Source organism: Collimonas fungivorans (assembly GCF_001584145.1).
In the GTDB taxonomy this organism is placed as follows: domain Bacteria; phylum Pseudomonadota; class Gammaproteobacteria; order Burkholderiales; family Burkholderiaceae_D; genus Collimonas; species Collimonas fungivorans.
The window spans coordinates 4,632,629-4,657,848 of sequence record NZ_CP013232.1 but is presented as its reverse complement, the minus strand read 5'-3'; the positions used below and the strand labels follow the sequence as shown (position 1 = coordinate 4,657,848).

The window sequence follows — 25,220 nt, the reverse complement described above, 5'->3', positions numbered from 1 at the left end:
GGGAAATAGCGCGAACCGCCCCTTGGCGGCCCGCGCGTGCAGGCTAGAACGAGTAACGCATGCCCAGGGTGGCGGTATAGCGCGGAGCAAGCTGTACGCCGTTGACCTTCTGGTAGACCGGCAATTGCACAAAACCGTACACAGAGATTTGCTGGCTGAGCGACACCGTCACTCCCGGGCTGAGATAGACCAGGGTGCCGCCGGTGCTGACGGTATCGGCATCGGCGCCGGTATCGTGCAGCACGCGCCGCACATTCAGCTGGATTTGCGGCGTGAAATCAGCGTTGCCCATGTAACGCAGGCCCAGGTTCAGGTTGGCGCCGTCGCCGGGGCGGTACTGATCGCTGGAATTCAGCGCTTTTTGTACTATGCCTTGCACGAAATAATCCCAATCCTTGTTGAGCGTATCCATGTAATAGGCGCCGAGGATGGCATCGGTGGTGCCGCTGCCTGGCTGCAGGCCGCGGTCGATGGGCGCCGGACCTGGCGCGCTGGGGTCGCTGGACATGGCGGTGTCGGTATGGCTGCCGGTCGGCAGTTTCAGGCCGAACATGAGGCCGAAATTATGCTCCGGTGTAAAACCCTGGTAGCGGCCGATGATCTTGAGGTCGCCGATGCTGGAAGTCCTCGAATCGTACTGGCCGCCGCCATCGCCTGGCGTCACGCCGTCCGAGGCGGTGCCGAGCGTGCTGTGGCTGCGCAAGATGTAGGGCAGTTGCAGGCTGACGCCCCAGTCCGGATTGATGCTGTAGTCGAGCCCCAGCGTCAGGTAATTGTTGCGGGTATATTTTTCGACTTCCTGCGGATCGCCGTTATTCGAAATCCGGCTGGCGGCGCCGGGCGAAATCGTGCTGCTGCCGCTGCGCAGCTGATTCTGGTTCAGGTAATCGTAGCGGATATCCATTTTCAGTCCCGACGAACTGCCGATGCCGAGGTTGTCCCAGTCGGAGCTGAGGGTGCAGCCGCAGCTGGCGCAAGCCAGCGCAGCATGGGGAAACAGTGCAATAACGGAAAACGCGGCAAGCGGCAGTACTGCTGGCCGGATGCGGCGGCGTGATGGCGTAGCCATGGCATTCCTTGTTCAAGTTGAAAGGTGCAAAGGCAAACTCCCGGGCATGAGAGCTTGCGCCAGCTGACAAAATCAAGAAAAGGCAGGCGGGCCGCGCGATTGCGGTTTGAGCCAGACGACACTGGCGTGCGGAATGGATGAGGTTGGCGCCAGGTCGACACCGGTGCTGGCAGTGGCTTGCCACAGGTTGAGGCTGGGCGGCAGGCCGAGGTCGGCGGCGTGGATGAAACACAGCAGGCAATGGCCTTGATGGTCCTGGTCCGGCGCCGGGTTGTCCGAGCCAGGGGTTTTGACGTGGCCGGCGGTGCTGCACAGTTCGCCTAGTCCCAGCGGCTGCCCATGGGCAGCCGGCAGCAGCTGCACCACGCTTGGCAGCAATGCTGCAAACATGGCCAGGCAGACGGCTAGCTGACGCAAGGAACGGGGCAGGCGAATCATAGGCGGCGCATCACGGTTGGGCAAAGTCAGCCGTATGGTAGCGCTTCACCCGGGCGCGGGCAAGCCGGCGCACCCTGTTGGCGCCGGGCCAACAGGGCGATTGTTACACCTCGGGATGGAGATCGACCTTGAACAGGTCCTTGCCGTCGATGTCGTGCAGGGAGACCGTCATGACCTTGCTTTTGGCGTCGATCTTGCCGACGCCGAAGAATTGCAGCAGCTCGCTGGGCGGGCGGTTCTGTTTCATGTCGCTGGGGATGCTGACGTAGCGCACGTCGGGGCCGAAAGTGCGGTCGATTTCGCCCGGACCGAAAGTACCGGCATGCAGCGGGCCGCCGACGAATTCCCAGAACGGCTTGAAGTCGGTGAAGCTGGCTTTCTCGGGCATGTAGTAGGTGGCTGAAGCGTAGTGCACATCGGCGGTGACCCACACCACGTTCTTGATGTCGTGCTGCTTGATGAACTTGAGCAGGTCGGCCACTTCCAGCTCGCGTCCGAGCGGCTTGCCGTTGTCGTTGTTGGCCCAGGCCTCGAACGTGCCTTGCGGCACATCCGGGTTGAGGTCCGGCACCACGATCGAGATCGGCATGTCGCTGGCGATCACTTTCCAGGTCGAGCGCGAGCGCAGCAAAGCCTGTTTGATCCAGCGCAACTGGGCGGCGCCGAGAAAAGCGGCGTCCTGGGTCAGGGCGCCCTGGCGGTTGCTGGAGTTGGCGCCGCGGTAGCTGCGTTCGTCGAGCATGAACACTTCCAGTAGCGGGCCGTAGTTGAACATGCGGTAGACCCGTTCGGGATCGCTGGGTTCGATCCGGAACGGGTTGTATTCGAACATCGCACGCTTGGCGTTGACGGCCAGGGTCGACAGGTCGCGTTCCTGGTAGCGATTTTCCGCCGCGCCGATTTTCTGGCCCGGATACCAGTTGTTGCGCACCTCGTGGTCGTCCCATTGCACCAGGAATGGCACTTCCGCCGCGAAGCGCAGCTTGTTGGCGTCCAGCAGGTTATAGGCGAAATTGCCGCGATAGTCGTCCAGCGTTTCCGCCACCTTGGACTTGGCCGGCGTCACCAGGTTTTGCCAGAGTGTGCCGTCGTCCAGCCTGACTTCTTTTTCGATGACGCCGTCGGCGTAGATCTGGTCGCCGGAGTGGATGAAAAAATCCGGTTTGAAGCGGCGCATCGTTTCATAGATACGGTAGCCGCCCCAGGCCTGGTTGATGCCCCAGCCCTGGCCGGCCTCGTCGCCGGAGAAGGCAAAAGTGATGTCGCGTTCGGCGCCGCCCGGGATCAGCAAGCTGCCGCTCAGCGGCTCGCTGTAGACCGACGGATTCTGGATATCCTGGAAGCGCACGCGGTAAAAGACGGTCTGTCCGCTGGGCAGGCCGGTGAGGTCGACCCTGGCTGAATAGTCACTGCCGGACAGGGCCAGCGGCCCTTGCAGCGTATGTGCATCCCGGAAATTTTCATTGCTGGCGTACTCCACCACCATGCGCGAGGGGCGGTCGGCGCGGCTCCAGATAATCGCCTTGTCGCGCGTAATGTCGCCGCTCATCACGCCGCTGGGCAGCTGCGGCCGCAGCCTGTCCGAAGTAACCAGGGCCGGCGCGGCACTCTGTGCGATGGCCTTGTGCAGTGGCATGCCGGTCAGCAGCACGCCGGCGCCGGCAGCGGCGTTGCGCAGGAAATTGCGGCGTTTGGAAGCAGGAGGATTGCTGCTGGGCATGGCTTGCTCCATGAAATGGAAAACAAAGCCGGGATTTTATCGGGCTTGTATTACAAGACGATGAAATGAAAAAAGCCGAGCGTGACATACCGCTCGGCTTGATGCCAGCCAGTTGTAGGCTGTGACCGGATCAGTTGGTCTTGATGCCTTCGACCTGGATCGCCAGTTTTACTTCCGGCGAGAACATCGGCAAGCCGTAGGTGATGCCGAAGTCGCTGCGATTGAAAGAGGCGCTTGCATCGGCGCCGCAGACTTCGCGTTTCAGCATCGGATGCTGGATGCACTTGAACGAATTGATGGTCAGCGTGACCGGCTTGGTGACACCGTGCAGGGTCAGCTCGCCGTCGACCGCGACCGGCTTGTCGCCGTCAAATTTGACCGAAGTGCCTTTATAGGTCACGTCAGGGTATTTCTTGACGTCGAATATGTCAGGGCCGGATGCATGTTCGTTCATCTTGGCGTGGCCGAAATCGAGCGAGCTTGCATCGATGCGGATATCGACGGAACCAGTCTTGGCGGCCCGGTCCAGCGTCACGCTGCCGCTGGTCTTTTCGAATTTCCCGCGCCAGAAGGAGATGCCCATGTGGTCGGCGGTGAAGCTCGGGTAAGTATGGTTGGGGTCGATGGTGTAAGTGTCGGCCGCGGCGAATGCACTGGCTGCGCTGGCCGCCAGCAAAGAGGCGATGATGAGTTTCAGTTTCATTATTGATTACCCTTTGGATGAGAGAAAAATACGGTGTTAGTTTGCTACGAGGTGAAACTTGATGACGATTTCGTCTGCCACCATGCTGGTGTCTTTCCACTCGCCTTCACCGATATTGTAGGTGAGGCGCTTGATCGGCAGGCTGCCGTCGAAGACTTGCGCGCTGCCTTCTTTCTTGACGCTCAGCGGGAAGCTGACATCGGTAGTCTTGCCCTTGATGGTCAGTTTGCCGGCGACATCGTATTTGCTGCCGGCCGGCGCGCCTGCGCTGGCCTTGATCGAGCTGGCGACAAAACTGGCCTTGGCGAACTGGGCGGCGTTGAACCATTCTTTCTTCAGCACTTCTTTATTGTATTCAGGATCGCCCAGGTCGAAACTCGGGATAGCGATGTCGACGCTGGCTTTGGCTGCCGCGGGCTGGGCGGCGTCGAAATCGATCTGCGCCGTGAACTGCTTGAACTTGGCTTCCACCGGTACGTTCATCTGCTTGAACACGATAGTGACATTGCTCTTGGCCAGGTCGGGTTTCAGGGGCGCGGCGATGGCCGGCAGGGTGGCGCCGAGGGCGAGCAGGCCGATGGCAGTGGTGCGCAACAGAAAATGTGTCATGGAGTATTCCTTGTGATGGATAGGTATGTTCAAGGCAGCATGCGTTTCAGCACGCCGTCGCGATCGATGAAATGGTGTTTGAGCGCCGCCAGTACATGCAGGGAAACCGCGCCCAGCATGATCATGTTGAGTGTGTAATGGACCAGCTTCAGGACCGGTTTCAGGTCCGGATTCGGCGCTATCAGCACCGGCATCGGGAACAGGCCGAGATAGGTCACCGGCACGCCGGCGGCCAGGCTGTAGAAATAGCCCGAGATAGGCACTGCAAAGATCAGGATATACAAGAGGATGTGCAGGCCGTGCGCGGCGCGCTGCTGCCACGGCTGCATGCTGTCCGGATAAGGCGGCGCGCCTTGCGTCTTGCGCCACAGCAGGCGCACGCAGGCCAGCCCCAGCACGGTTACGCCCAGCCATTTGTGCCAGGAAAAATATTTCAGTTTGGTTGGGGTCAGGCCGGGGATATCGACCATGGTAAGGCCGAGGGCAAAGGTGGCGACGATAAGGATGGCGACCAGCCAGTGCAGCACAATGGCGGGGGTTGTGTAGCGTTGCATAAATGTTGGCCGTGAATAAATTGATCAGAAGTCCGGAGACGCTACAGCACCGTGGTATTTCACATGACTGTCACCTGCCTGGCTGAGACTCGTAAAGCTGCAATGAGTTTCAAGCATGCGATGTCATTCTGCTAATTTGCCAATCGATTCGCTATAGTATCGGAAATTCTTGAACGCCGTTGCCGGGTACCTGCGCGCAACGGTGCTTGCTGGGCCGCCCGACGGCCCACTGGGCAGTTCACTCGGTGGCCCGGTTATCTGCGGCGATAAATGCTCTCTTTGGATGGCGGCCCGTTCATGTCGTCTTGCCGGGTATAAAGTGAAATTGCAATCTTGCCGGGTTCCAGCGCGGGCGAAAGCTGCAGCCGGTCGACCGGCACGCCGGAGATCACGCACTGGCTGTCCGGGGCAACCTGCAGCCGCACCCGCGCATTGCTGCTGTCCAGTATCGACAGCCTGGCGCGGTTGCAGTTGATGGCGTCGACGGCGTTGGCGTAGACCGCCACCGGGTCGCCCTGGTTGATATCGGCATAGGGCGAAGCGGTGGCGCTGGTCGGCAGCCACGCTCCCAGCGCCCACGAAGGGATCGCCGGCGGCGGCAGCGGAGGAGGTGGCAATGGCAACGCTGGTACGGCTTCCACCGGCGCCGGATCTGCCGCGGGAGGCGTTGCAAGATCCGGCGGCACGCCCGCCGCCAGGGCAGCTTCTTGCGCTGCGGGCGCCGGCATCGGCGCGGCTTCCGCCGGCGATTCTGAAACCGACGGCGGCGTCACCTCCTGGGCCTGGACCACATATGGCGCAGCAGCGAGCAGGGGCGGATGCGCGTCGACCGGCGTGGGGGCCGCCAGCACAACCGGCGCTGCCGGTCCGCCTTGCGGATTTGCCGCGGCATTCATGCCGAGCAGGGCCGGCAACAGATCCATGGCGGCCTGCCTCGACATGGCCACCCGCAACTGCGGCGTATCGACCACGCTTTGCACATGCGAAGTGCTGACCGCCTTGCCGTCGATGACCACAGTCAGGTCCTGTTCCAGCGCGGCGCCGCTGGCCGCCGCCATGCGCTGCTGGGCGTCCTGGCTAAGCGTGATTTCCAGCGCAACCGAATCCGGGTTGGCGTTGTAGGTATCCTTGATGGTCAAGCTGATTTCGGTGAAATCGCGCTGAGAGGAAAAGGCAATCTCTGCCGCATCCGCTGCTGCCACGGCAGCGATCGTCAATGCGGCGCACAGCGAGGCCGCCAATGTTTTCCAGCATGCACGCATGGTCATTCTCCGGGTCGGGTTTCGATAATTTGGTTGATGGGTTGCTGGCCGGCCCGCGCCAGGTGCACTGCTTCCGCTACGCTCAGCGCGCTCAGGGATTCCAGTGGAAAGCCGGGGGCGGCGGCGCTTTTCATGCAGTCATACACAGGATCCTTGAGCCGCGCCAGTAACAGGCGCAAGCCGCGGCTGTCGATAAAATTAAAAAAATCGTGCAGGCCTTCCAGGCTGGAGCTGTCCAGGTCCGGCGACTCTTCCAGGCTGAGGATCACGGTATGCACCGGCGTTGCCGCCGCCAAGATGTTCTGGCGCGCCTGGCCCAGGATTCGTTCGGCGTTGGCAAAAAACAGCGGCTCGTTCGGGCGCAGGATCATGATGCCGGGCAGCGCCTGCGCTTCCGGGTGGGTGCGCAGGTTGACATAGTCATGGCCTTGTCCGAGCTGGCCCAGCACCGAGATGGTCGATTCTGAAAATTGGCGCAGCATCATCAGCAAGCTGATCGCGATCGAGGCCAGCAAGCCGTCCAGCACGCCCAGCAACAGCACGGCGATCACGGAAGCGACCACCACCAGGCGATCGCGCCGCCACTGGAAGTAAGGGCGGAAGATGGCCGGGTTGAGGGTATGGCCGACGGCGTGGATCACGATGGCCGCCAGCACCGGTTCAGGCGTCAGGGCAATCGCCGGCAGCAAGGTCAGGACGATCGCCAGCATCACCAGCGCCGCTACCCAGCCCGACAGGCGCGAGGTAGCGCCGGCGGCTTCGTTGGCGGAGGTGGCTGAATAACCGGCGCCGACCGGCATGCCGTGGAACAGGCCGGACAGCAGGTTGGAGGCGCCCAGCGCCAGCAGGTCGCGGTTGGGCGCCACCGGGTCGCCGTGCTTGATGGCGAAGCTGCGGATGGCGCCATACGATTCGGCATACAGGATCATGCCCATGGCGAAACCCAGTTCGCCCAGGCGCAGCCAGTCGGCGCGCGACAGCATGGGCAGCGTCGGCGTCGCCAGCTGCAGGTGGATGCTGCCGACCAGGCCGACGCCATATTGAGTCAGGTGCAGCCACTGGCCGGCGGCAACGCCGATGACGATCACCAGCAGCGCGCCCGGCAACCGGCGCAAGCGGGCAAACAGATACAGCAAAACCAGCGCGACCGCCATCACCGCGACGCTGATCCAGTTCCAATGGGCGATCTGCGCCGCCAGCTCGGGGATGAAGCGGGTCATGTCGGTATGTACTGGATGGACCCCGACCACACCGGCGAACTGCTTGAGAATGATGACCAGCGCCAGGCCGAAGGCAAAACCGCGCAATACCGGCTTGGCGATGAAATCGGTGATGCCGCCCAGGCGCGCCAGGCCGGCCAGCAGGAAAAACAGCCCGGTCACCATCACCAGCCCGATCGCCAGCGTCATGCGCAAGCCGGTGTCGCCGTTGGCCATGGATGCCGTGGCCGCCGCCAGCACCGCGGCTGAAGAAGAGGTGGCGGAGACGATCGCAAAGCGGCTGCTGCCAAACAGGCCGTAGCAGAGCAGGCCGGCGAACAAGGCGATCACCCCGGTTTGCGGCGGCAGGTTGGCGATGCTGGAATAGGCTACCGCCTCCGGCAGCAGCAGGCCGGCGATCGACAGCCCCGCCACCAGGTCCGCCAGGTACGCGCGTTTGGCGGCTGGCGGCGGATTCAGGTCGGCATGTTGTGATGTTGCAGCGCTCATGCGCCTCCCGAAGGTGGATATGGGTATCCTGGTTTTATGTTGTTTCGGCGGTTCGGCAAGCGGCTTCGGACCGGACCTGCCGCAGCAGTTTTCATTGCAAACGACTGTTATTGATTTTAAGTCAAATATCCTTTGTTGATGTGAGCATTTTTCCCAGGAAACAAAACGCGCATAGTCCTGCTTTGGACCACTGTTTTTCCTCTGACAGAAAAGGATTCAAGATGCAGGTATTCATTACAGGAGCCGGAGGTTTTATCGGCGGCTCCGTCGCCGCCCGCCTGATGCAGGACGGATTTAGCGTGCGTGGCCTGGTGCGCACCCAGGAACAGGCCGAACGGCTGGCCGCGAGCGGCATGGCGCCGGTGCTTGGCACCCTGGACGACGGCGAGACATTGCGGCGCGAGGCCGGGCTGGCGGATGCAGTGATCAACGCCGCCAGTTCGGATCATCTGTTTGCGGTGCAAACCCTGCTGGATGCGCTGGCCGGTTCCGGCAAGGCGTTCATCCATACCAGCGGCTCCAGCGTGATTGGCGACGACGCGCGCGGCGAATGGGCGTCGCAGCAGGTGTTCAGCGAAGATACGCCGTATACGCCGGCGCCGGAAAAAGCCGCCCGCGCTGAACTGGACAAGCTGATACGCGATGCCGCCGGGCGCGATGTGCGTTCGGTCATCCTGTGCAACAGCATGATCTACGGCAGCGGGCGCGGCCTGCACGCCGACAGCGTGCAGATTCCGCCGCTGGTAGCGCAGGCGCGCCGCAGCGGCATCGCCCGTTATGTAGGCAAAGGCCGCAACATCTGGTCCAACGCGCATATCGACGACGTCGCGGAACTGTATCTGCTGGCGCTCAGGGATGCCGCTGCCGGTTCCTTGTATTTCGTCGAGAACGGCCAGGCTTCGTATGCCGAGATCGTGACGGCGATTGCCGAGCGGCTGGGACTGGGCCCGGCGCAGTCATGGCCGGTGCAGGATGCGATCGATGAATGGGGATTTGGCCATGCAGTCTATTCTTTCGGTTCGAATAGCCGGGTCAGCTCGGCGCGGGCGCGCAAGGAACTGGGATGGCAGCCCCGGCACCGTTCGGTGCTGGACTGGATCAGGAACGAGATGCAGGTGGATTAAAACAGGAAATGGCCGCCAGTCATTTTTGCGGCTTTGCCGCCGGCCGCTCGCCGGGTTTGACGATCACTGTGCAAGTCATGCCGGCCGCCAGCGTGATGCCGTCCGGCACCTTGTCGATATGGATGCGCACCGGCACGCGCTGCGCCAGCCGGACCCAGTTGAAGCTGGGATTCACGTTCGCCAGGCCGTAGCTGCCCAGCGCATTGTCGCGATCGGTGATGCCGCGCGAAATGCTGTCGATATGGCCGCTGATGAGCTGTTCGCTGCCGAGCAGGCGCATGTCGACGGCATCGCCGACCTTCATCAAGGGTAGTTTGTTCTCTTCGAAATACCCGTACACCCAGAACGAATTGGCGTCGATCACCGCCAGCTTGGGCGTGCCGGCCTGGGCGAAATCGCCGGCATGGACGTTGAGGTTGGTGATCCAGCCATCTACGGTCGCCCGGATTTCGGTGCGGTCCAGGTTCAGCCGGGCGCTGTCGCGCGCTGCCAGGGCGGCCTGGTACTGGGCCTGGGCGGCGGAGGCGTCGGCGCTGGAATTTTCCCGGTTTTCATTGGAAATCACGTCGCCGTCCAGTTTCGCGCGGCGCGCCGCATCGCGCTGCTTGGTGCTCAGCCCGATGCGCCGTTCGGCCACGGTCGCTTCGGCTTGCGCCAGCGCCAGTGCATAGCGCGCCGGGTCGATCTTCATCAGCAGGTCGCCTTTGTGCACATAACTGTTGTCGGCCACCGGCACCGCCACCACGATGCCCGAGACATCGGCGGCGACGCTGATGACGTCGGCGCGCACCCGGCCGTCGCGGGTCCAGGGCGTATTCATGTAGCGGTCCCACAGCGCGCGCACCAGCAGGAAGGCAATCAGGACCACAATCAGCGTAATCGCCACTTGCAGCAGGGTTTTTATAATGCTTGAGGATTTCATGTCGACCTAAGGGTAAATTTTTACGGCGAGTTTTTATGACAAATCAGGCGGCGTGCAACAACAGCCCGGCGCCGCCGAAAATACAAAAGAACAGGGCGATCCGGAACAGGCTGGGATGCCAGACATAACGGAACAGGCCGAGGCGGGTGAAGATCCAGTCAATCGCCATCTGCAGGAACAGGCAGCCGATGAACACCAGCAGCAAGGTCGGGATGAGCGCATCGAGTAGTGCGATTTCGCGCGGCATGGTCAAGTCTCCGAAGTATTGGTTGAGGTTTCGGCCGGCGTCAGCACGGTGACACGCTCCAGCATGGCGCCGCGCATCAGGTGCAGGTTGGCCAGCACCGCCGGCAGCGTGTTGGATGCCGTGCACACGGCGATCGCCGCCAGTACGGCATCCAGCGCGGCGCGCAAGCGGACCTGGCTGGGACGGGCAAACAGATAGGCGATGCTGCGTACGCATTGCTCGATCTTGTCATGTGCCTGCCGATCCGCGACCGCCAGCATCTCCAGGCGCAGCTGGATCACGGCGCGGCCGATTTCCAGCACCGACAGCAGCCAGGTCATGATGTCGCGGTCATCCGGATTATCCAGCGAGTGGGTGATCGCAAAGCGCGACAGCAAGTCGCGGGTGCCGCTTTCAAAACGTCCCAGCAGACCTGGCAGCGGCCGGCTGCAGGCTTCCTCCACCTGGCGCCGCAGGGCACGGGCCAGACGGCGCTTGATCCAGCGGCTGTCGGAAGGATCGATGATCTGGTACAGCACCGAGGCGACGCCGACTCCGATCAGGCCGCCGGCCATGCCGTTGAGCAGGGCCGGCATGTCGAACTGGTAGTTGCTGCCGATGCTGGCGTAGGAAAAGAAGAAAAGCAGGATGCCGGTGCCGACGCCAGAGTACTTCTTGGTGGTGGTGAGCCAGGCGCCGATCAGGATGAACGGCGCCAGCGCGATGCACAGCATGGTGAAGTTTTCGGCTTGCGATTGCAGGTAATAGGCCGACAGGAAACCGAAAAATCCGCCCAGCGCGCCGCCGATCATGAATTGCCGCACGATCTTGATGGGAGAGGGCGCGGCGGCAAACAGGGCGCTGACGACAGTCGCCATGACCACCGCATCGGTGCCGGACACCCAGCCTGATTCGATCCAGAACAGCGACGATATGCCGAAGCCGATCGCCGCCCGCAACGCCGAGGTCACTACCAGCGTCGGGTCGGTGCGTGCAACGTAGTGCGCAGGCAGCTGGACATCGTCGGGCATGTGCATTTCAGTCTGGATCACCACGGCATGGATTCTTGCATAGACTTGCAGCTCATCGGCGAACCTGGCCAGCAGTTCGGTGGCAGAGTCGAAATCGAGTATATGGCTGCTATCGCTGGCGCTGCCGTTGGCCGCCGCCAGGCCGCGGCGCAGGGCAAGCAGGCGCTGCGGCAGTGCGCGGCGCACTTGCATCAGCAACGTGCGGTCCTGGCTGGAGAGGGCGCGGACGATGGCCTTATATTCCATCAGCAAGGCGTTGAGCGTGCTCAGTTTGCCGCTGGCTTGCAGGCGGCCGAACAGCTGGTCGAGCGAATGGAATGTGGTGGATGCGGTCATGAAGGCGTTGTTCAGCTGGCGCAGCTGCAAGCTTTGCAGGTGGCCGGTTGCGCTTTCGAACACCGATGAGGTGCGCAGCGCTTCCAGCGTAATGACTTCGCCGATAAAGCGCAGCACCATGCGCTCCCGTGCCGGCCGGGAACTGGGGGCTACGTCATTCAGGGCAATGAAGGTCTTGAAATCGGCGAAGCGCTTGCGCACCGTCAGCAGCAGGACGTCGGACAGGCGCTTGGGAAACAACACATCGCTGACCACCCCGGCGCACAGCAGGCCCAGCATCACTTCGCTCAGGCGCGTCATGGCGATGTCGAAAGCCTGGTCCGGCTGCAGCGCTGCCGGCAGGCCGACGATCACCAGGGTGTAGCCGGCCAGCACGAAGGCATACGACTGGAAGTTGCGGAAGATGGTCGAGCCGGCGGTGCAGAAAGCCAGCCAGCAGGCGCCGGCCGCCAGGAACAGCACTGGCTGCTGCGAAAACGAGGCGGCCAGGATGATCGACATGATGACGCCGACCGCTGTGCCGATGAAACGGTAAAATCCCTTGGCCAGCACCAGGCCGCTGCGCGGCTGCAGCACGATGATCACGGTGACCATCGCGGTACCCGGCTTGGACAGGTCGAACAGCAGCGACAGGCCCAGCGCCAGCAGGGTCGCCAGCAGGATCTTGCTGACATACAGCAGGTCCTGGCCATGGCCTTCCAGCCAGCTGACGGCAGCTTGTTTCAGATGGTCCGGCCAGCTTTCTCGGCTGCTTGCGGGGGTGCCTGTTATTTCGCTCACGATGGTCATGATTGGCGCCGCTTATTTTTCTGCCGCGACCGCATCGGCCGGCTGCGGCAAATCGCCGCCGAGGCCGCCGCCCAGCGCCTGCATCAGCTGCGCCCAGCTGTCCAGGTAGCTGGCGCGGATTTGCGCTACCCGTATCTGCTGCTGCAGCAGGACCAGCTGGGTCTGGATCACATTGATATTGGCGGTCAGGCCGGCCTGGTAGCCGCGCATGGCCAGGTCGTAGGATTGTTTCGACAGCGCCAGCGCCTGCTCCGACTGCGCGCGCTGCTGTTGCTGCGATTTCAGCTTGATGATCTGGTCGGCCACGCTCTGCAGTGCCTGCACCAGCGTGTTGTTGTAGCTTTCAATGGCGCCGTCGAGGGCGGCGGTCTGGGCGCCGAGGTTGGCGCGCAGGCGGCCGCCTTCAAAAATCGGCAGCGAAATTGCCGGTCCGGCGCCGCGCACCGCGGACGACGCGCTGAGGAAATTGGTGAAACCGAGGGCCTGCAGGCCGACGAAGGCGGAGATATTGATGTCTGGATAAAACGCGGCCTTGGCGACATCGATATTCTTGTCCATCGCCTCCACCCGCCAGCGTTGCGCGATCACATCCGGACGACGGCCGATCAGGTGCGCCGGCACATTGTCGGGCAAGCCTATGGCCAGCGGCGCGCCGTTGTCGGCGCCGACCAGGCGGGCCGCCAGCTGCGGCCGCCGGATCGCCTCGCCGCTGCCGGGGCCTTGGCCGCTCAAGGCTGCAATCTGGTTGCGCAGCAGGGCGATGTTTTCATCGATTTTCTCGATGTTGGCGCGCGCATCCGGCAGGGCGGTTTCGGCCTGGCTGACTTCCAGCCGGGTGCCGAGGCCCGCCGCCAGCCGGCGCTGGGCGAAGCTGGCGATCAAGGTTTGCTGCGCCAGCGTGGTGACGGCGATATCGCGTAGCGCGTATTGCGTCGCCAGCTGCAGGTAGCCGCGCACTACCGCCACTTCCAGGTTCAGCTGGGCGCTGCGGGCTTCTGCGGCGCTGACGTGGACGGTATCGAGCGCCGATTCCAGCGCGCTGCGGTCCTTGTCCCACAGGTCGAGATCGTAGCTGGCCTTGACGGTGATTTCATTGTCCCAGTTCCAGCTGCCGCCCAGCGGCGGCGGGAATATGTATTCGGAGGAATACAAGCCGCGCGTGCTGGCCGCTTCGGCGCCGACCTTGGGCAAGGTAGCGGCGCGCGCCACGCCGGCCAGCGACGACGCCTGGCGGATGCGCGCCTGGGCGATCTTCAGGCTGGGGCTGCCGGCCACGGCTTGCTGCACCAGGGTATCGAGCTGCGGATCGCGATAATTTTGCCACCAGGCGCCGGTCGGCCATGCGGTCTGGCTGAGGTTGGCCAGTGCGGCGCCGCCGGAAAGCGAGTTGCCATCGGTCAATCTGGATTGCTTGTCGATGCCGGAAAAATCGGCGCAGGCGCTTAACAGCAGCACCTGCAGCGCCAGGGAAGCGGCAAGCAGCAGCTTGGCCGAGGGAGGACGCTGGAGGATAGGATATGACCGCATGAAAACCCAAATTGTAATGATTAGGGAGGTCTGAACGCTTATTTGCCGGCAGCGCTTGCACTACACTAAAACCCCGGGTTACGCGGTGAACGAGGATATGACTGAATAATAATAGCAAAACGCCAGCTAGGCTGGCGTTTTGTGTAACTCTGAAACTCGCTGGATCAGTGTTGCATCAGATGCTTGTACAGCTTGGCAGCAGCTTAGTTGCCGCTATAGACCGATGGCTCTGCCTTGTTGAGCTGGCTTACTACCTCAGCACGGGTTTCCGGCTGACCTACGGCTGCGACCACAGGGTACTGGTTGCGGGCCACGGCCAGCGAACCGTCTTTCTGGGCTTGCACCAGTTCGGCCTGGACATCGGCGCGCGACTTGGTCGAAACAAACGGTGTTTCAGGAGGATATGGTGCATCGGCCAATGCGCTGCCAGCGGCAGCCAAAATTGCAAGACCTGCGATAACTTGTTTCATGTTCATGTTTTTCTCCAATAAGGTTGATGGCAGCGGGCTCGGCGGAACAGGCTTGGTGCAGCCCGTCGGGTCCTGCCTCGGTGAGCGGCGCACTTGCATTTGCTGCTGTTGCTCGTGTGTTGCGTCCATCGATGAAGCAAGTGTAGAGGCTTCATGATCAACAATAAATGGCCATATTGGAAATTAACTATTCCTAAAATGGCAATAATAAAAAGGAACTTTTTGGTGCAATGCGCAACCAAAAGACGTTAGGTAATCACCGGATTGGCGCTGGCCAGGACAGCCAGCTGGAGAGAGGCTGGTTTTGCATCAGGAAGATGCAAAACCAGGATCAGTTGCCTGATGTTTCGATAATGCCGCCGCCGAGGCAGACATCGCCGTCATACAGCACGGCGGATTGACCCGGCGTCACCGCCCATTGCGGATCGGTAAACCTGAGTGTGAAATTTTCGGTTTGCGGCAACAACAGGCTGTCAAACGCGCAAGCCATGTCGGCTTGCCGGTAGCGCGTCTTGGCCGACAGCGGCCCGCTGCCTGGCGCTTCGCCCGCAACCCAGCTGAGCTGGCCAGCCTGCAGCGTCGACGACAGCAGCCACGGGTGATCATGTCCCTGGACGATGTACAAAGTGTTGTTTTCCACATCTTTCCTGGCGACATACCAGGGATCGCTGTCGCCGCCGGCATTCTTGTGCGTCTTCATGCCGCCCAGGCCGATGCCCTTGCGCTGGCCCAGCGTGTAAAAACTCAAACCCACATGCTCACCGACCACATCGCCGTCGGGAGTCTTCATCGGCCCTGGCTTATAAGACAGGTAGCGGTTCAGGAATTCGCGGAACGGCCGCTCGCCGATAAAGCAGATGCCGGTCGAATCCTTCTTCTTGGCGTTCGGCAGCCGGATCTGTTCGGCGATCTTGCGCACTTCGGTTTTCTGGATTTCGCCCAGCGGGAACAAGGTGCGCGACAGCTGCGACTGGTTCAGGCGGTGCAGGAAATAACTCTGGTCCTTGCTGGCGTCGACCGCCTTCAGCAGCTCGAAACGGCCGGAATCGGCCTGCCGCACGCGCGCGTAGTGGCCGGTGGCGATGAGGTCGGCGCCCAGCTTCATGGCGTGGTCGAGGAAGGCCTTGAACTTGATTTCGGCATTGCACAGCACGTCCGGGTTCGGCGTGCGTCCAGCCTGGTACTCGCGCAGGAATTCGGCGAATACCCGGTCCTTGTATTCGGCGGCGAAATTGACCGCCTCGATATCGACGCCGATCACATCGGCGACGCTGACCGCATCGATCCAGTCCTGCCGCGTCGAACAGTATTCGGAATCGTCGTCATCTTCCCAGTTCTTCATGAACAGGCCGATCACTTCATAACCTTGCTGTTTCAGCATCCAGGCCGAAACCGAGGAGTCGACCCCGCCCGACATGCCGATGACTACGCGTTTTTTATTCGACATGGGCCACCCCGCAGGCGCTTGGATGGGTGTTCAGCATGGACAGCGGCGCGCGCTGGCCGCGCAGGTAATCGTCGATGCACAGCAGCACTTGCGGACTGCGGTGGCGTTCCGGACAGGCCGCCAGTTCGTCGCGCGACATCCACAGGGTGCGCAAGATGCCGTGGTCGAGCACCTGGTCGTGCCGGGCGCCGAGGTCGCCGCAGAACGCGAAACGCAAGTAAGTGACCGCTTTGCCGGTGCGCGCCGATACATAACGCGCCATGTACATGCCGACCAGCGCGGTAGGGGTGAAGTCGTGCGCCGTTTCTTCCAGCGTTTCGCGCACGACCGCCTGCGCCAGCGACTCGTTGGGATCGAGATGGCCAGCTGGCTGGTTGATGCGGATACCGTCACTGGTCGCTTCTTCAATCAGCAAGAAGCGGCCGTCGCGCTCTATGATCGCGGCAACTGTGACGGCGGGTTTCCAAACGTCAGTCATAAATTCCTCGGTTAATCCGATATTTTAACTTGCCTGCCGGTTTTCGATGTAGGGTGGGCACGCTTTTGTACCCACGCCACGCAGCCGCAGTGGCCTATCACAGAAAGCGGGTGTGATTGTAGCCATATTCACAACGGCGGATTAATTTTAGGATAAATAACCTACATCAAGACCTCTGGTTGTTGAGCCGCAATTTTTCCGTGTAAGATTCCATACAGCTAATTTACAAGGCAGACTTCAAGCGCCGCCTGGCCTCGGCGGGTGGCGAGTTATCCTGCCCTCGGCAAATCCGAAGAATTCTTAACATAGTGGGAGAAGTACATGAAAATCGGCATTCCCGCCGAGACGCGGCCTGGCGAAACCCGGGTTGCTGCGACTCCGGAGACGGTAAAGAAGCTGGTGGCGGCCAAACACCAAGTGCTGGTGCAGTCCGGCGCAGGCATTTCATCCAGCATTACCGATGAAGCCTATGCCGCCGCAGGCGCCGAAATAGTCACCGCTGCCGCGGCGTTCGGCGTGGAAACCGTGCTCAAGGTGCGCGCTCCCGGCAGCGACGAACTGGCCCTGCTGAAAAGTGGCACGGTCGTGGTCGGCATGTTGAATCCTTTTGATGCCGACAATATTGCTGTTATGGCAAGCCATGGCCTGACCGCCTTCGCGCTGGAAGCGGCGCCGCGCACTTCGCGTGCGCAATCGATGGACGTGCTGTCGTCGCAAGCCAATATCGCCGGCTATAAGGCGGTGCTGATGGCAGCCAATACGTACCAGCGCTTCATGCCGATGCTGATGACCGCTGCCGGCACTGTGAAGGCGGCGCGCATGCTGATCATGGGCGCTGGTGTTGCTGGTTTGCAAGCAATTGCTACCGCCAAGCGGCTCGGCGCGGTGATCGAAGCTTCCGATGTGCGGCCGGCGGTGAAAGAACAGATCGAGTCGCTCGGCGCGAAATTCCTGGATGTGCCGTTCATCACCGATGAAGAAAAGGAAATCGCCCAGGGCATCGGCGGTTATGCGCGGCCGATGCCGGCCGACTGGATGCGGCGCCAGGCCGAGCTGGTGCATGAACGCGCCAAGCAGGCCGACATCATCATCACCACCGCCCTGATTCCCGGCCGCAAGGCGCCGGTGCTGATCAGCGAAGACACCGTCAAGGCGATGAAGCCGGGTTCGGTGATCCTCGACATGGCGGTCGACCAGGGCGGCAACTGTCCCTTGTCGGAAAGCGGCAAGACCGTCATCAAGCACGGCGTCCACATCATTGGCGAAGGTAACCTGGCAGCCTTGGTGGCGGCCGATGCTTCGGCCCTGTATGCACGCAACCTGCTCGATTTCCTCAAGCTGATCATCAACGCCGAAGGCGGCCTGGTGATCAACCGCGAGGACGATATCGTGGCCGCCACCTTGCTGTGCAGCGGCGGCGAAGTGCTGCGCAAATAAATTTAACTAATGGCTGTAAAGGGGCAGCCGGCTTTGGCCGGAGGCTCTTCGTAAGCGACAAAACTGGAGAAACAAGATATGCAACGCATCATGCTGCGCGCCAAGATCCACCGCGCAACCGTCACCCAGGCCGACCTGCACTACGAGGGCTCTTGCGGGATCGATGAAGACCTGCTGGAAGCGGCCGACATCCGCGAGTTTGAAAAGATCGAACTGTACAACGTCAACAACGGCCAGCGTTTCTCTACCTACGCGATCCGCGGCAAACGCGGCAGCGGCGAGATTTCCCTGAACGGCGCGGCGGCCCGTTGCGCCCACCTGGGCGACCTGCTGATCATCTGCACCTATGCTCCGCTTTCGAATGAAGAGGCCAGTAGTTACGTGCCGAAAGTGGTGTTTGTCGACGACAACAACCGGATTACCGGCCTGAAGAAAATCTAAGGCGAAGCTCTAGTCTAGCTGCGCACATCGGCAGCGCTGTCCTTCATCAAGGGGAAACCATGGAAGTCACGCACACCATCACCAACCTGATCATTTTCGTACTGGCGATCTACGTCGGTTACCACGTGGTCTGGACCGTTACACCGGCACTGCATACACCGCTGATGGCAGTCACCAACGCCATTTCCGCCATCATCATCATCGGCGCCATGCTGGCGGCGGGCCTGACCGAGGGCATCGTCGGCCAGATCGCCGGCACGCTGGCGGTGGCGCTGGCCGCCGTCAATGTATTCGGCGGCTTCCTGGTAACCCAGCGCATGCTGGAAATGTTCAAGAAAAAAGAGCCTAAGGCAAAACCTGCCGTCAAAGAGGGGGCGCAGCAATGAGCATGAACCTGGTGACCTTGTTGTACCTGATCGCCTCGGTCTGCTTCATCCAGGCGCTCAAGGGTTTGTCGCATCCGTCTTCGGCGCGGCGCGGCAATGCATTCGGCATGGCCGGCATGGCGATCGCCGTGGTGACCACGATTGCCCTGATCTTCAAGCTGAAGGCCGAGTCGCAGGGAGCCGGCCTCGGCTTCTGGCTGGTGGCGGGCGGCGTGGTGGTGGGCGGCGGCATCGGCGCCATGCTGGCCAAACGGGTAGAGATGACCAAAATGCCGGAACTGGTGGCGGCGATGCACTCGCTGATCGGCCTCGCTGCAGTGTGCATCGCGGTGGCCGCAGTGTCGGAGCCTTGGGCTTTCGGTATCGCTGCGCACGGCGAAGCGCTGCCGACCGGCAACCGCATCGAACTGTTCATCGGCACCTTCGTCGGCGCGATTACCTTCTCCGGTTCGGTGATCGCTTTCGGCAAACTGTCGGGCAAATACAAATTCCGCCTGTTCCAGGGCGCGCCGGTGAGTTTCCGCGGCCAGCATTTCATCAACCTGCTGCTGGCGGTGGCGATGATCGGCCTCGGCATCATTTTTGTGCTGACCCAGGCCTGGCTGCCGTTCATCCTGATGGCGCTGATTGCCTTCATCCTCGGCGTGCTGATCATCATCCCGATCGGCGGCGCCGACATGCCGGTGGTGGTCTCGATGCTCAACAGCTATTCCGGCTGGGCGGCTGCCGGCATTGGCTTCTCGCTGAACAACTCGATGCTGATCATCGCCGGTTCGCTGGTCGGCTCCAGCGGTGCGATCCTCTCCTACATCATGTGCAAAGCGATGAACCGCTCGTTCTTCAACGTCATCCTGGGTGGCTTCGGCGGCGATGCGGCGGCGGCCACCGGCGGTGCGGCGCAACAGCAGCGGCCGGTGAAATCCGGTTCGGCCGACGATGCCGCTTTCCTGATGGGCAATGCGGAAACCGTCATCATCGTCCCGGGCTACGGCCTGGCGGTGGCGCGCGCCCAGCATGCCTTGAAGGAGCTGACCGAGAAACTGACGCACAAGGGCGTGATCGTCAAATACGCGATCCATCCGGTGGCAGGGCGCATGCCTGGCCACATGAACGTGCTGCTGGCGGAAGCGGAAGTGCCTTACGACCAGGTGTTCGAGATGGAAGACATCAACGGCGAATTCGCCCAGGCCGACGTGGTGCTGGTGCTGGGCGCCAACGACGTCGTCAATCCTGCCGCGAAAGATCCGAAATCGTCGATCGCCGGCATGCCTATCCTGGAAGTCTATAAAGCCAAGACCGTGATCGTCAACAAGCGTTCGATGGCTGCAGGTTATGCCGGGCTGGACAATGAATTGTTCTACATGGACAAGACCATGATGGTGTTCGGCGACGCCAAGAAAGTGATTGAAGACATGGTGAAGGCAGTTGAATAAACGCTGACTGTTTTCATCAAAAAAGCCGCATCAGGTAAAACTGCTGCGGCTTTTTTATTATGCGAGCGAACGTGGATTCAGCGCCGGCCAAACATCATTTGCTGCGCCAGCAGGCGCCTGGCGGGTTTCACCACATCGACCAGCCCCAGCGATAAACCGAGCAGTGTCTGCGACAGGGCGCCGTCGGGAGCGCTGGCAAAGATACGCGCCATGACATCGGTGAGGTGTATCGTCAAGCTACGGTCTGTTTTCCGGGCGATGGCAAACTGGTGCAGCATATCGGGTTCTGTATCGCTGGCCAGCAAACGCGCCAGCACGGTGGCGTCGCGCAGGCCCAGGTTCAATCCCTGGCCGGCCACCGGATGCAGGGTTTGCGCGGCATTGCCGATAGCGACAGTCCTGGCCGTGGCTGCCGGTCGCGCATTCAGGCCGAGCGGAAAACTGTTGCGGGCCGAGGTCCTGGTAAATCGCCCGAGCCGGCCGCCGAAAGCCTGCGCCAGCGCCGCCAGGAACGCCGCATCGTCCAGCGCCAGCAGTTCGCTTGCCATGGCGGGGCGCACACACCATACCAGGGCGTAGTTGTTGCCGTTGCTGTCGTCCTGCGGCAGCAGCGCCAGCGGTCCCTGGTCGGTAAAGCGTTCGAATGCGCGATGCGCAACCGGCGCGCTGCTCTGGACGTGGGCGACGATGCCGATCTGCTGGTAGTCGCGCTGCAGGGACCGGTTGTACTTGTTGTCCTGAGCGCCGAACAGGCCGCCTTCGGCCTGCACCAGCAATCTGCTGCGCAGCATACGGCCGTCCGACAATTGCAATTGCACGCCGTCGTCTTGCTCGGTGCTGGCGCTGACTTGCACCGGTCGCAGCAAACGGACGCCGGCCAGCGCCGGCAATGAAGCCAAGGCGGTGACCAGGGTGCCGTAACGCGTGACGTAGCCGAGCGCCGGCAGCTGGAATTCTTCGCGCTGGATCAGGGTGCGGCCGAAATGCGCGCGGCGCGATACGTGGATCTGGTGGATGGCGGTGGCCGCGATCGGCCAGGCGCCGATCTCTTGCAGGATCTGCCGGCTGCCGTAGGACAGTGCAATCGAGCGCGGATCCTGCCTTGCCTGTTCGACGGTCTTGGCGTCGATCAGGGCAATGCGGCCGGCGTCTACGCCGCGCTTGACCAGCAAGGCAGCCAGGCTGAGGCCGACCGGGCCGGCGCCGCAGATGGCGATGTCGACCTGCTGCGGATCGGTGTGTTCAGTGTATTGACTCATGCCGGCAAGCCCCAGTTGCGCAGCTGGGCCGCGGTGGCGGCAGGATCGGTATGGTGGATGGCGCGCCAGCCGAGCGTGCGCGCGGCATCGACATTGTGCTGGACGTCGTCGATGAATACCAGGTGCTCTGCCTGGGCAGTCGGATAGTGCTTGCGGATGCGCTCCAGCATGCGCTGGTAAATGCGCGCATCCGGCTTGATCAGTTTCTCCTCGCCGGAAACCAGCACATCCTTGAAGCGCTGCAAGACGGGCTGGAACGGATGGTTATTGCGGGCATAGGGGAAAGTTTCGGCCGACCAGTTGGTCAGCGCATACAGTGGCACGCCGGCACTTTCCAGCGCCTCGAAAATCGCCATGCCTCCTGCCAGCGTGCCGCCCAGCATTTCGGTCCAGCGCGCATAGAAAGCGCCGATCAGGTGCGCATGATCCGGATGGCGCGCGCTCAGCACGGCCGTCGCTTCGCTCAGCGAGCGGCCGCCATCTTGCTGGACGTTCCATTCGCCATTGCAGATATTGGCGAGGAACCACTTGCGTTCGGCCTCGTCGGCGATCAGCTTGCGGTACAGGTAGTCCGGATTCCAGTCGAACAGGACGCCGCCGAGGTCGAACACCACGATGGTGGGAGTAGCTGTTGTAGTTGTCGCTGTATTTACCATTGTGATGGACGTCACTTGCGCATCAACGCTTCGATCTCGGCCACTGCTGTCGGGACGTCGCTGGTCAGGTTGACATTGCCGTCCGCGGTAACCAGGATGTCGTCCTCGATACGGATGCCGATATTCCAGTATTGTTCCGGCACACCTGCGGCCGGACGCACGTAGATGCCGGGTTCAACCGTGGTCACCATGCCGGGCTGCAGCTTGCGCCACGGTTTCTGTTGGCCTTCGGGGGCTGCTTCGCCAGGTTCCCGATAGGCGCCGACGTCGTGCACGTCCAGGCCGATCCAGTGGCCGGTGCTATGCATGTAGAATTGGCGGTAGTCGCCGTTGGCGATCACATCGTCAAGCGTGCCGGCCTTGTTCTTGTCGAGCAGGCCGGTATCCAGCATGCCCTGCGCCAGCACCCGCAGCGCCGCGTTGTGGCCATCGATGAAACGCTGTCCCGGCCGGGTTGCGGCGATCGCCGCGTGCTGCGCCGCCAGCACGATTTCATACAAGGTTTTTTGCGGGCCGGAGAATACGCCGTTGGCCGGGAAGGTGCGGGTGATGTCGGACGCATAGCTGTCGAATTCGCAGCCAGCGTCGATCAGCACCAGGTCACCGTCCTTCAGTTCGGTGTTGCCGGCGCGGTAGTGCAGCACGCAGGCGTTGGCGCCGGTAGCGACGATCGAGGTATAGGCCGGCGATTCGGCGCCGTTGCTGCGGAATTCATGCAGGATTTCTGCTTCCAGGTGGTATTCGCGCAGGCCGGGGCGCGCCATGCGCATCGCGCGGCAATGGGCGCCTGCGGCGATTTTCCCCGAGCGCTGCATGATTGCGTGTTCTCCCGCATCCTTGAACAGGCGCATCTCGGCCAGCAGGGGATCCAGGCCATGGATGGTGGCCGGTGCGCTGATGCCGACGCGGGCCTGGCCACTGAGCTTGTTGAGCCAGCTTTGCAACTGGGCGTCGCGATTGGCTTGTTTGCCCAGCGAATAAAAGATTGCCGGTGCATCGGCCAGCAGTTTCGGCATTTCTTCGTCGATGGCGTCGATCGCATAAGCCGCATCGAAACCGAGCTGTTCACGTGCAGCCTCGGGGCCAAAACGAAAGCCGTCCCAGATTTCCCGCTCGAGGTTTTTTTCGCGGCAAAACAAGACAGCCTTGGGATCCTTGCCGGCGACCAGCACGATCACGGCGTCCGGTTCGGTGAAGCCGGACAGGTAATAGAAACTGCTGTCGTGGCGGTAAGGGAAATCCGAATCGGCGTTGCGGGCCGCTTCGGGCGCGGTCGAGATAATGGCGACGCCGCCGCCCATGGCCTGCATTTGCGCAATCAGTTTGCTGCGGCGTGTGCTGTAAGGAGTCATGCTGGCGTCTTTCTGGAATAGGTTGGTTTGCTGCGGCTTATGTATTGACGATTACAACGGCGCGTTGAGTTGGTTCAAACGTTCGATGGTGCCGACATCGGTCCAGTCGCCGCGATACACTTCGCCGCCGATCTGGCCGCGTGCGGCGTATTCGCGCAACAGGGTCACCAGCTTTTCCGACTGGCCGGCGCCGACGGCGTCGAACATGCCGGGACGATACACGCCGATGCCGGAGAAAGTGTAGGTATGGCCCGCTTCGTCATCGTTGCTGACCGAAAAACTGTGCAGGCCGAAATCGCCTTGCGGATGGTGGGGCGGATTTTTCACCAGGTAGAGCCAGGCGTTGTCGCGTTTGTCCAGGGCATAAGGCTGGCCCCAGATGTCATTGTCTTCCAGTGTATTCCTGACCTGGGAGAAATCGAAATGCGGGCAGTAGACATCGCCTGCGATCGCCACGAACGGCGCTTCGCCCAGCAGGTGGCGGGCATTGGCGATGCCGCCTGCGGTTTCCAGCGCCACGGTTTCCGGCGAGTAGGCGATGGTTGCGCCGAATTTGCTGCCGTCGCCCAGCGTGTCTTCGATCATCTGCCCGAGATGGGCGTGATTGATCACGATCTCGGTAATGCCGGCGCGCACCAGGTTGACGATGTGCCAGACGATCAGCGGCCGGCCGCGCACCTTGAGCAAGGGTTTGGGAGTGGTGTCGGTCAGCGGGCGCATGCGCTCTCCGCGGCCGGCGGCAAAAATCATGGCTTTCATGGATGTTTTGTCCTGGCTGCCATCAGAAGGTATAACCGACTTGCACGGTCTTGTCTTCCAGCTTGTCCAGCAACCGCACCAGCGGAATCAGTTCGCGGTAGCGCAGCGCGGTCTTGCGGACGTAATCCATGACCAGCGGGATGTCCTTCAGGTAGGCTTCCTTGCCGTCGCGGTGATACAGGCGCGCGAACAGGCCGAGTATCTTCAGATGCCGCTGCAGCCCCATGTATTCGAAATCGCGGTAGAAGCTGTCGATATCCGGGGCGACCGGCAGGCCGGCGCGCTTGGCGCGTTCCCAGTAGCGGATCATCCAGTCGAGGACTTGCGCTTCGTCCCACTGGATGTAGACATCGCGCAGCAGCGAGACGATGTCGTAGGTGATCGGGCCGTACAGCGCGCCCTGGAAATCCAGCACGCCGGGATTGCCGCTTGGCAGCACCATCAGGTTGCGTGAATGATAATCGCGATGGATGAATACCTGCGGCTGCGCCAGGTTGTTGGCCAGTATGGCGTCGAACACCTTGTTCAGATCCGCTGTTTGCTGGTCGGTCAGGGTCGCCTTCAGGTGTTTGCCCAAATACCATTCGGGAAATATTTGCAATTCTCGCAACAGGAAGGCGCGGTCGTATTCGGGCAAGAGGTCCGGGTTACTCTTGGTTTGCAGCAACACCAGGGCGTCGATGGCGTCCATATACAGTTTCGGCGCGCTGTCGTCATTCAGTTGCTGCAGGTAGGTGGTGGAGCCGAGGTCGGATAGCAGCAGGAAACCGCGTTCGACGTCTTGCGCCAGGATTGCCGGTACCGACAGGCCGATGCCGGCGAACAGCCCGGCAATCTCGATGAATGGCCGCACGTCTTCTTGCGGCGGCGGCGCATCCATCACGATCAGGGTCCTGCCATCGGCCGCATCAAGTCTGAAATAACGCCGGAAACTGGCGTCGGCAGAGGCAGGGCGGAGAGTTGCAGGGAGGGTCGGGACGGCGCTGAGCGCAGTTAACCATTCGACAATTTGGGTCTGACGCAGATCAGGCAAAACAGGGGCAGACGGTGACAAAGGCATTGAGCAATCCAGTATTACAGTTA

25 protein-coding genes are annotated in these 25,220 nt (G+C 61.7%); 5 read left to right on the top strand and 20 right to left on the bottom strand.

The annotated features are described in order from the left end of the window. Positions 1 to 43 precede the first annotated feature (43 nt). From CFter6_RS20450 to CFter6_RS20415, 8 genes are all read right to left on the bottom strand, one after another. Positions 44 to 1,069, bottom strand: a complete 1,026-nt coding sequence (locus CFter6_RS20450) for a TonB-dependent receptor (protein WP_061541481.1) — start codon at positions 1,067 to 1,069, stop codon at positions 44 to 46. 72 nt (positions 1,070 to 1,141) lie between these two features. Continuing rightward, the gene (locus tag CFter6_RS20445; RefSeq protein WP_082814906.1) at positions 1,142 to 1,507 is read right to left on the bottom strand and encodes a DUF2946 family protein; all 366 of its coding nucleotides are present in this window, start codon (positions 1,505 to 1,507) and stop codon (positions 1,142 to 1,144) included. 103 nt (positions 1,508 to 1,610) lie between these two features. Next, positions 1,611 to 3,227 (bottom strand): alkaline phosphatase D family protein, encoded by a 1,617-nt coding sequence (locus CFter6_RS20440; RefSeq protein WP_061541479.1) that lies wholly within the window; start codon positions 3,225 to 3,227, stop codon positions 1,611 to 1,613. A gap of 130 nt (positions 3,228 to 3,357) precedes the next feature. Next, complete coding sequence (locus tag CFter6_RS20435) at positions 3,358 to 3,930, bottom strand: YceI family protein (RefSeq protein ID WP_014007623.1); 573 nt, start codon at positions 3,928 to 3,930, stop codon at positions 3,358 to 3,360. A 36-nt stretch (positions 3,931 to 3,966) separates the two neighbouring features. Next, entirely contained in the window at positions 3,967 to 4,539 is a 573-nt protein-coding gene (locus CFter6_RS20430; protein ID WP_061541478.1) for a YceI family protein, read from the bottom strand. A gap of 29 nt (positions 4,540 to 4,568) precedes the next feature. Continuing rightward, positions 4,569 to 5,093 carry a cytochrome b gene (locus CFter6_RS20425; RefSeq protein ID WP_014007621.1) on the bottom strand — a complete coding sequence of 175 codons (525 nt, stop codon included), beginning with the start codon at positions 5,091 to 5,093 and terminating at the stop codon, positions 4,569 to 4,571. Between the two features lie 254 nt (positions 5,094 to 5,347). Continuing rightward, positions 5,348 to 6,355, bottom strand: coding sequence for a hypothetical protein (locus CFter6_RS20420; RefSeq protein ID WP_150118824.1), 1,008 nt, complete (start codon positions 6,353 to 6,355; stop codon positions 5,348 to 5,350). 2 nt (positions 6,356 to 6,357) lie between these two features. Further along, entirely contained in the window at positions 6,358 to 8,064 is a 1,707-nt protein-coding gene (locus CFter6_RS20415) for a SulP family inorganic anion transporter (protein ID WP_236904429.1), read from the bottom strand. 221 nt (positions 8,065 to 8,285) lie between these two features. Here CFter6_RS20415 and CFter6_RS20410 point away from each other — a divergent pair, with 221 nt between their 5' ends. Continuing rightward, positions 8,286 to 9,188: an NAD-dependent epimerase/dehydratase family protein gene (locus tag CFter6_RS20410; RefSeq protein ID WP_061541476.1), complete on the top strand. Its 903-nt coding sequence runs from the start codon at positions 8,286 to 8,288 to the stop codon at positions 9,186 to 9,188. A gap of 19 nt (positions 9,189 to 9,207) precedes the next feature. On the opposite strand, the gene CFter6_RS20405 is transcribed toward CFter6_RS20410, so the two are convergent. From CFter6_RS20405 to CFter6_RS20375, 7 genes are all read right to left on the bottom strand, one after another. Beyond that, entirely contained in the window at positions 9,208 to 10,110 is a 903-nt protein-coding gene (locus tag CFter6_RS20405) for an efflux RND transporter periplasmic adaptor subunit (RefSeq protein ID WP_061541475.1), read from the bottom strand. Positions 10,111 to 10,153: 43 nt separating this feature from the next. Continuing rightward, entirely contained in the window at positions 10,154 to 10,357 is a 204-nt protein-coding gene (locus CFter6_RS20400; protein WP_041742414.1) for a DUF1656 domain-containing protein, read from the bottom strand. A 2-nt stretch (positions 10,358 to 10,359) separates the two neighbouring features. Continuing rightward, entirely contained in the window at positions 10,360 to 12,492 is a 2,133-nt protein-coding gene (locus tag CFter6_RS20395) for an FUSC family protein (RefSeq protein ID WP_061541474.1), read from the bottom strand. Between the two features lie 12 nt (positions 12,493 to 12,504). Further along, positions 12,505 to 14,019 carry an efflux transporter outer membrane subunit gene (locus CFter6_RS20390; RefSeq protein ID WP_061541473.1) on the bottom strand — a complete coding sequence of 505 codons (1,515 nt, stop codon included), beginning with the start codon at positions 14,017 to 14,019 and terminating at the stop codon, positions 12,505 to 12,507. A gap of 203 nt (positions 14,020 to 14,222) precedes the next feature. After that, on the bottom strand, positions 14,223 to 14,495 hold the full coding sequence (locus CFter6_RS20385; protein WP_061541472.1) for a DUF4148 domain-containing protein: 273 nt from the start codon (positions 14,493 to 14,495) through the stop codon (positions 14,223 to 14,225). A gap of 325 nt (positions 14,496 to 14,820) precedes the next feature. Beyond that, positions 14,821 to 15,936 carry a tRNA 2-thiouridine(34) synthase MnmA gene (gene mnmA, locus CFter6_RS20380; protein ID WP_061541471.1) on the bottom strand — a complete coding sequence of 372 codons (1,116 nt, stop codon included), beginning with the start codon at positions 15,934 to 15,936 and terminating at the stop codon, positions 14,821 to 14,823. Continuing rightward, positions 15,926 to 16,414 (bottom strand): NUDIX hydrolase, encoded by a 489-nt coding sequence (locus tag CFter6_RS20375; protein WP_061541470.1) that lies wholly within the window; start codon positions 16,412 to 16,414, stop codon positions 15,926 to 15,928. Before CFter6_RS20375 ends, mnmA begins: the two co-directional genes overlap by 11 nt. A 321-nt stretch (positions 16,415 to 16,735) precedes the next feature. Between CFter6_RS20375 and CFter6_RS20370 the strand changes: the two genes are divergently transcribed. The 4 genes from CFter6_RS20370 (at position 16,736) to CFter6_RS20355 (ending at position 20,111) form a co-directional block, all read left to right on the top strand. Continuing rightward, on the top strand, positions 16,736 to 17,851 hold the full coding sequence (locus tag CFter6_RS20370) for a Re/Si-specific NAD(P)(+) transhydrogenase subunit alpha (RefSeq protein WP_061541469.1): 1,116 nt from the start codon (positions 16,736 to 16,738) through the stop codon (positions 17,849 to 17,851). A 78-nt stretch (positions 17,852 to 17,929) separates the two neighbouring features. Beyond that, the gene (panD, locus tag CFter6_RS20365; RefSeq protein ID WP_061541468.1) at positions 17,930 to 18,292 is read left to right on the top strand and encodes an aspartate 1-decarboxylase; all 363 of its coding nucleotides are present in this window, start codon (positions 17,930 to 17,932) and stop codon (positions 18,290 to 18,292) included. 59 nt (positions 18,293 to 18,351) lie between these two features. Then, positions 18,352 to 18,678: an NAD(P) transhydrogenase subunit alpha part 2 gene (locus CFter6_RS20360; RefSeq protein ID WP_061541467.1), complete on the top strand. Its 327-nt coding sequence runs from the start codon at positions 18,352 to 18,354 to the stop codon at positions 18,676 to 18,678. Continuing rightward, a complete protein-coding gene (locus CFter6_RS20355; RefSeq protein WP_061541466.1) occupies positions 18,675 to 20,111 on the top strand; it encodes an NAD(P)(+) transhydrogenase (Re/Si-specific) subunit beta in 1,437 nt (478 codons plus the stop codon). The genes CFter6_RS20360 and CFter6_RS20355 overlap by 4 nt, the downstream gene beginning before the upstream one ends. A 77-nt stretch (positions 20,112 to 20,188) precedes the next feature. Here CFter6_RS20355 and CFter6_RS20350 read toward each other — a convergent pair whose 3' ends face one another. The 5 genes from CFter6_RS20350 to CFter6_RS20330 are packed head-to-tail and all read right to left on the bottom strand — an operon-like array spanning position 20,189 to position 25,197. Beyond that, positions 20,189 to 21,370, bottom strand: coding sequence for a UbiH/UbiF/VisC/COQ6 family ubiquinone biosynthesis hydroxylase (locus CFter6_RS20350; protein ID WP_061541465.1), 1,182 nt, complete (start codon positions 21,368 to 21,370; stop codon positions 20,189 to 20,191). After that, positions 21,367 to 22,026 (bottom strand): HAD family hydrolase, encoded by a 660-nt coding sequence (locus CFter6_RS20345; RefSeq protein ID WP_061542494.1) that lies wholly within the window; start codon positions 22,024 to 22,026, stop codon positions 21,367 to 21,369. The genes CFter6_RS20350 and CFter6_RS20345 overlap by 4 nt, the downstream gene beginning before the upstream one ends. Positions 22,027 to 22,037: 11 nt before the next feature. Further along, positions 22,038 to 23,378, bottom strand: a complete 1,341-nt coding sequence (gene pepP / locus CFter6_RS20340) for a Xaa-Pro aminopeptidase (protein WP_061541464.1) — start codon at positions 23,376 to 23,378, stop codon at positions 22,038 to 22,040. A 51-nt stretch (positions 23,379 to 23,429) separates the two neighbouring features. Continuing rightward, a complete protein-coding gene (gene murU / locus CFter6_RS20335; RefSeq protein ID WP_061541463.1) occupies positions 23,430 to 24,137 on the bottom strand; it encodes an N-acetylmuramate alpha-1-phosphate uridylyltransferase MurU in 708 nt (235 codons plus the stop codon). Between the two features lie 22 nt (positions 24,138 to 24,159). Further along, positions 24,160 to 25,197, bottom strand: coding sequence for an aminoglycoside phosphotransferase family protein (locus tag CFter6_RS20330; RefSeq protein WP_061541462.1), 1,038 nt, complete (start codon positions 25,195 to 25,197; stop codon positions 24,160 to 24,162). Positions 25,198 to 25,220 lie beyond the last annotated feature (23 nt).

Coding starts and splice junctions, on each gene's coding strand:
- CFter6_RS20450 (WP_061541481.1), bottom strand. CDS start 1,069: ATGGCTACGCCATCACGCCGCCGCATCCGGCCAGCAGTACTGCCGCTT.
- CFter6_RS20445 (WP_082814906.1), bottom strand. CDS start 1,507: ATGATTCGCCTGCCCCGTTCCTTGCGTCAGCTAGCCGTCTGCCTGGCC.
- CFter6_RS20440 (WP_061541479.1), bottom strand. CDS start 3,227: ATGCCCAGCAGCAATCCTCCTGCTTCCAAACGCCGCAATTTCCTGCGC.
- CFter6_RS20435 (WP_014007623.1), bottom strand. CDS start 3,930: ATGAAACTGAAACTCATCATCGCCTCTTTGCTGGCGGCCAGCGCAGCC.
- CFter6_RS20430 (WP_061541478.1), bottom strand. CDS start 4,539: ATGACACATTTTCTGTTGCGCACCACTGCCATCGGCCTGCTCGCCCTC.
- CFter6_RS20425 (WP_014007621.1), bottom strand. CDS start 5,093: ATGCAACGCTACACAACCCCCGCCATTGTGCTGCACTGGCTGGTCGCC.
- CFter6_RS20420 (WP_150118824.1), bottom strand. CDS start 6,355: ATGCGTGCATGCTGGAAAACATTGGCGGCCTCGCTGTGCGCCGCATTG.
- CFter6_RS20415 (WP_236904429.1), bottom strand. CDS start 8,064: ATGAGCGCTGCAACATCACAACATGCCGACCTGAATCCGCCGCCAGCC.
- CFter6_RS20410 (WP_061541476.1), top strand. CDS start 8,286: ATGCAGGTATTCATTACAGGAGCCGGAGGTTTTATCGGCGGCTCCGTC.
- CFter6_RS20405 (WP_061541475.1), bottom strand. CDS start 10,110: ATGAAATCCTCAAGCATTATAAAAACCCTGCTGCAAGTGGCGATTACG.
- CFter6_RS20400 (WP_041742414.1), bottom strand. CDS start 10,357: ATGCCGCGCGAAATCGCACTACTCGATGCGCTCATCCCGACCTTGCTG.
- CFter6_RS20395 (WP_061541474.1), bottom strand. CDS start 12,492: ATGACCATCGTGAGCGAAATAACAGGCACCCCCGCAAGCAGCCGAGAA.
- CFter6_RS20390 (WP_061541473.1), bottom strand. CDS start 14,019: ATGCGGTCATATCCTATCCTCCAGCGTCCTCCCTCGGCCAAGCTGCTG.
- CFter6_RS20385 (WP_061541472.1), bottom strand. CDS start 14,495: ATGAACATGAAACAAGTTATCGCAGGTCTTGCAATTTTGGCTGCCGCT.
- mnmA (WP_061541471.1), bottom strand. CDS start 15,936: ATGTCGAATAAAAAACGCGTAGTCATCGGCATGTCGGGCGGGGTCGAC.
- CFter6_RS20375 (WP_061541470.1), bottom strand. CDS start 16,414: ATGACTGACGTTTGGAAACCCGCCGTCACAGTTGCCGCGATCATAGAG.
- CFter6_RS20370 (WP_061541469.1), top strand. CDS start 16,736: ATGAAAATCGGCATTCCCGCCGAGACGCGGCCTGGCGAAACCCGGGTT.
- panD (WP_061541468.1), top strand. CDS start 17,930: ATGCAACGCATCATGCTGCGCGCCAAGATCCACCGCGCAACCGTCACC.
- CFter6_RS20360 (WP_061541467.1), top strand. CDS start 18,352: ATGGAAGTCACGCACACCATCACCAACCTGATCATTTTCGTACTGGCG.
- CFter6_RS20355 (WP_061541466.1), top strand. CDS start 18,675: ATGAGCATGAACCTGGTGACCTTGTTGTACCTGATCGCCTCGGTCTGC.
- CFter6_RS20350 (WP_061541465.1), bottom strand. CDS start 21,370: ATGAGTCAATACACTGAACACACCGATCCGCAGCAGGTCGACATCGCC.
- CFter6_RS20345 (WP_061542494.1), bottom strand. CDS start 22,026: ATGGTAAATACAGCGACAACTACAACAGCTACTCCCACCATCGTGGTG.
- pepP (WP_061541464.1), bottom strand. CDS start 23,378: ATGACTCCTTACAGCACACGCCGCAGCAAACTGATTGCGCAAATGCAG.
- murU (WP_061541463.1), bottom strand. CDS start 24,137: ATGAAAGCCATGATTTTTGCCGCCGGCCGCGGAGAGCGCATGCGCCCG.
- CFter6_RS20330 (WP_061541462.1), bottom strand. CDS start 25,197: ATGCCTTTGTCACCGTCTGCCCCTGTTTTGCCTGATCTGCGTCAGACC.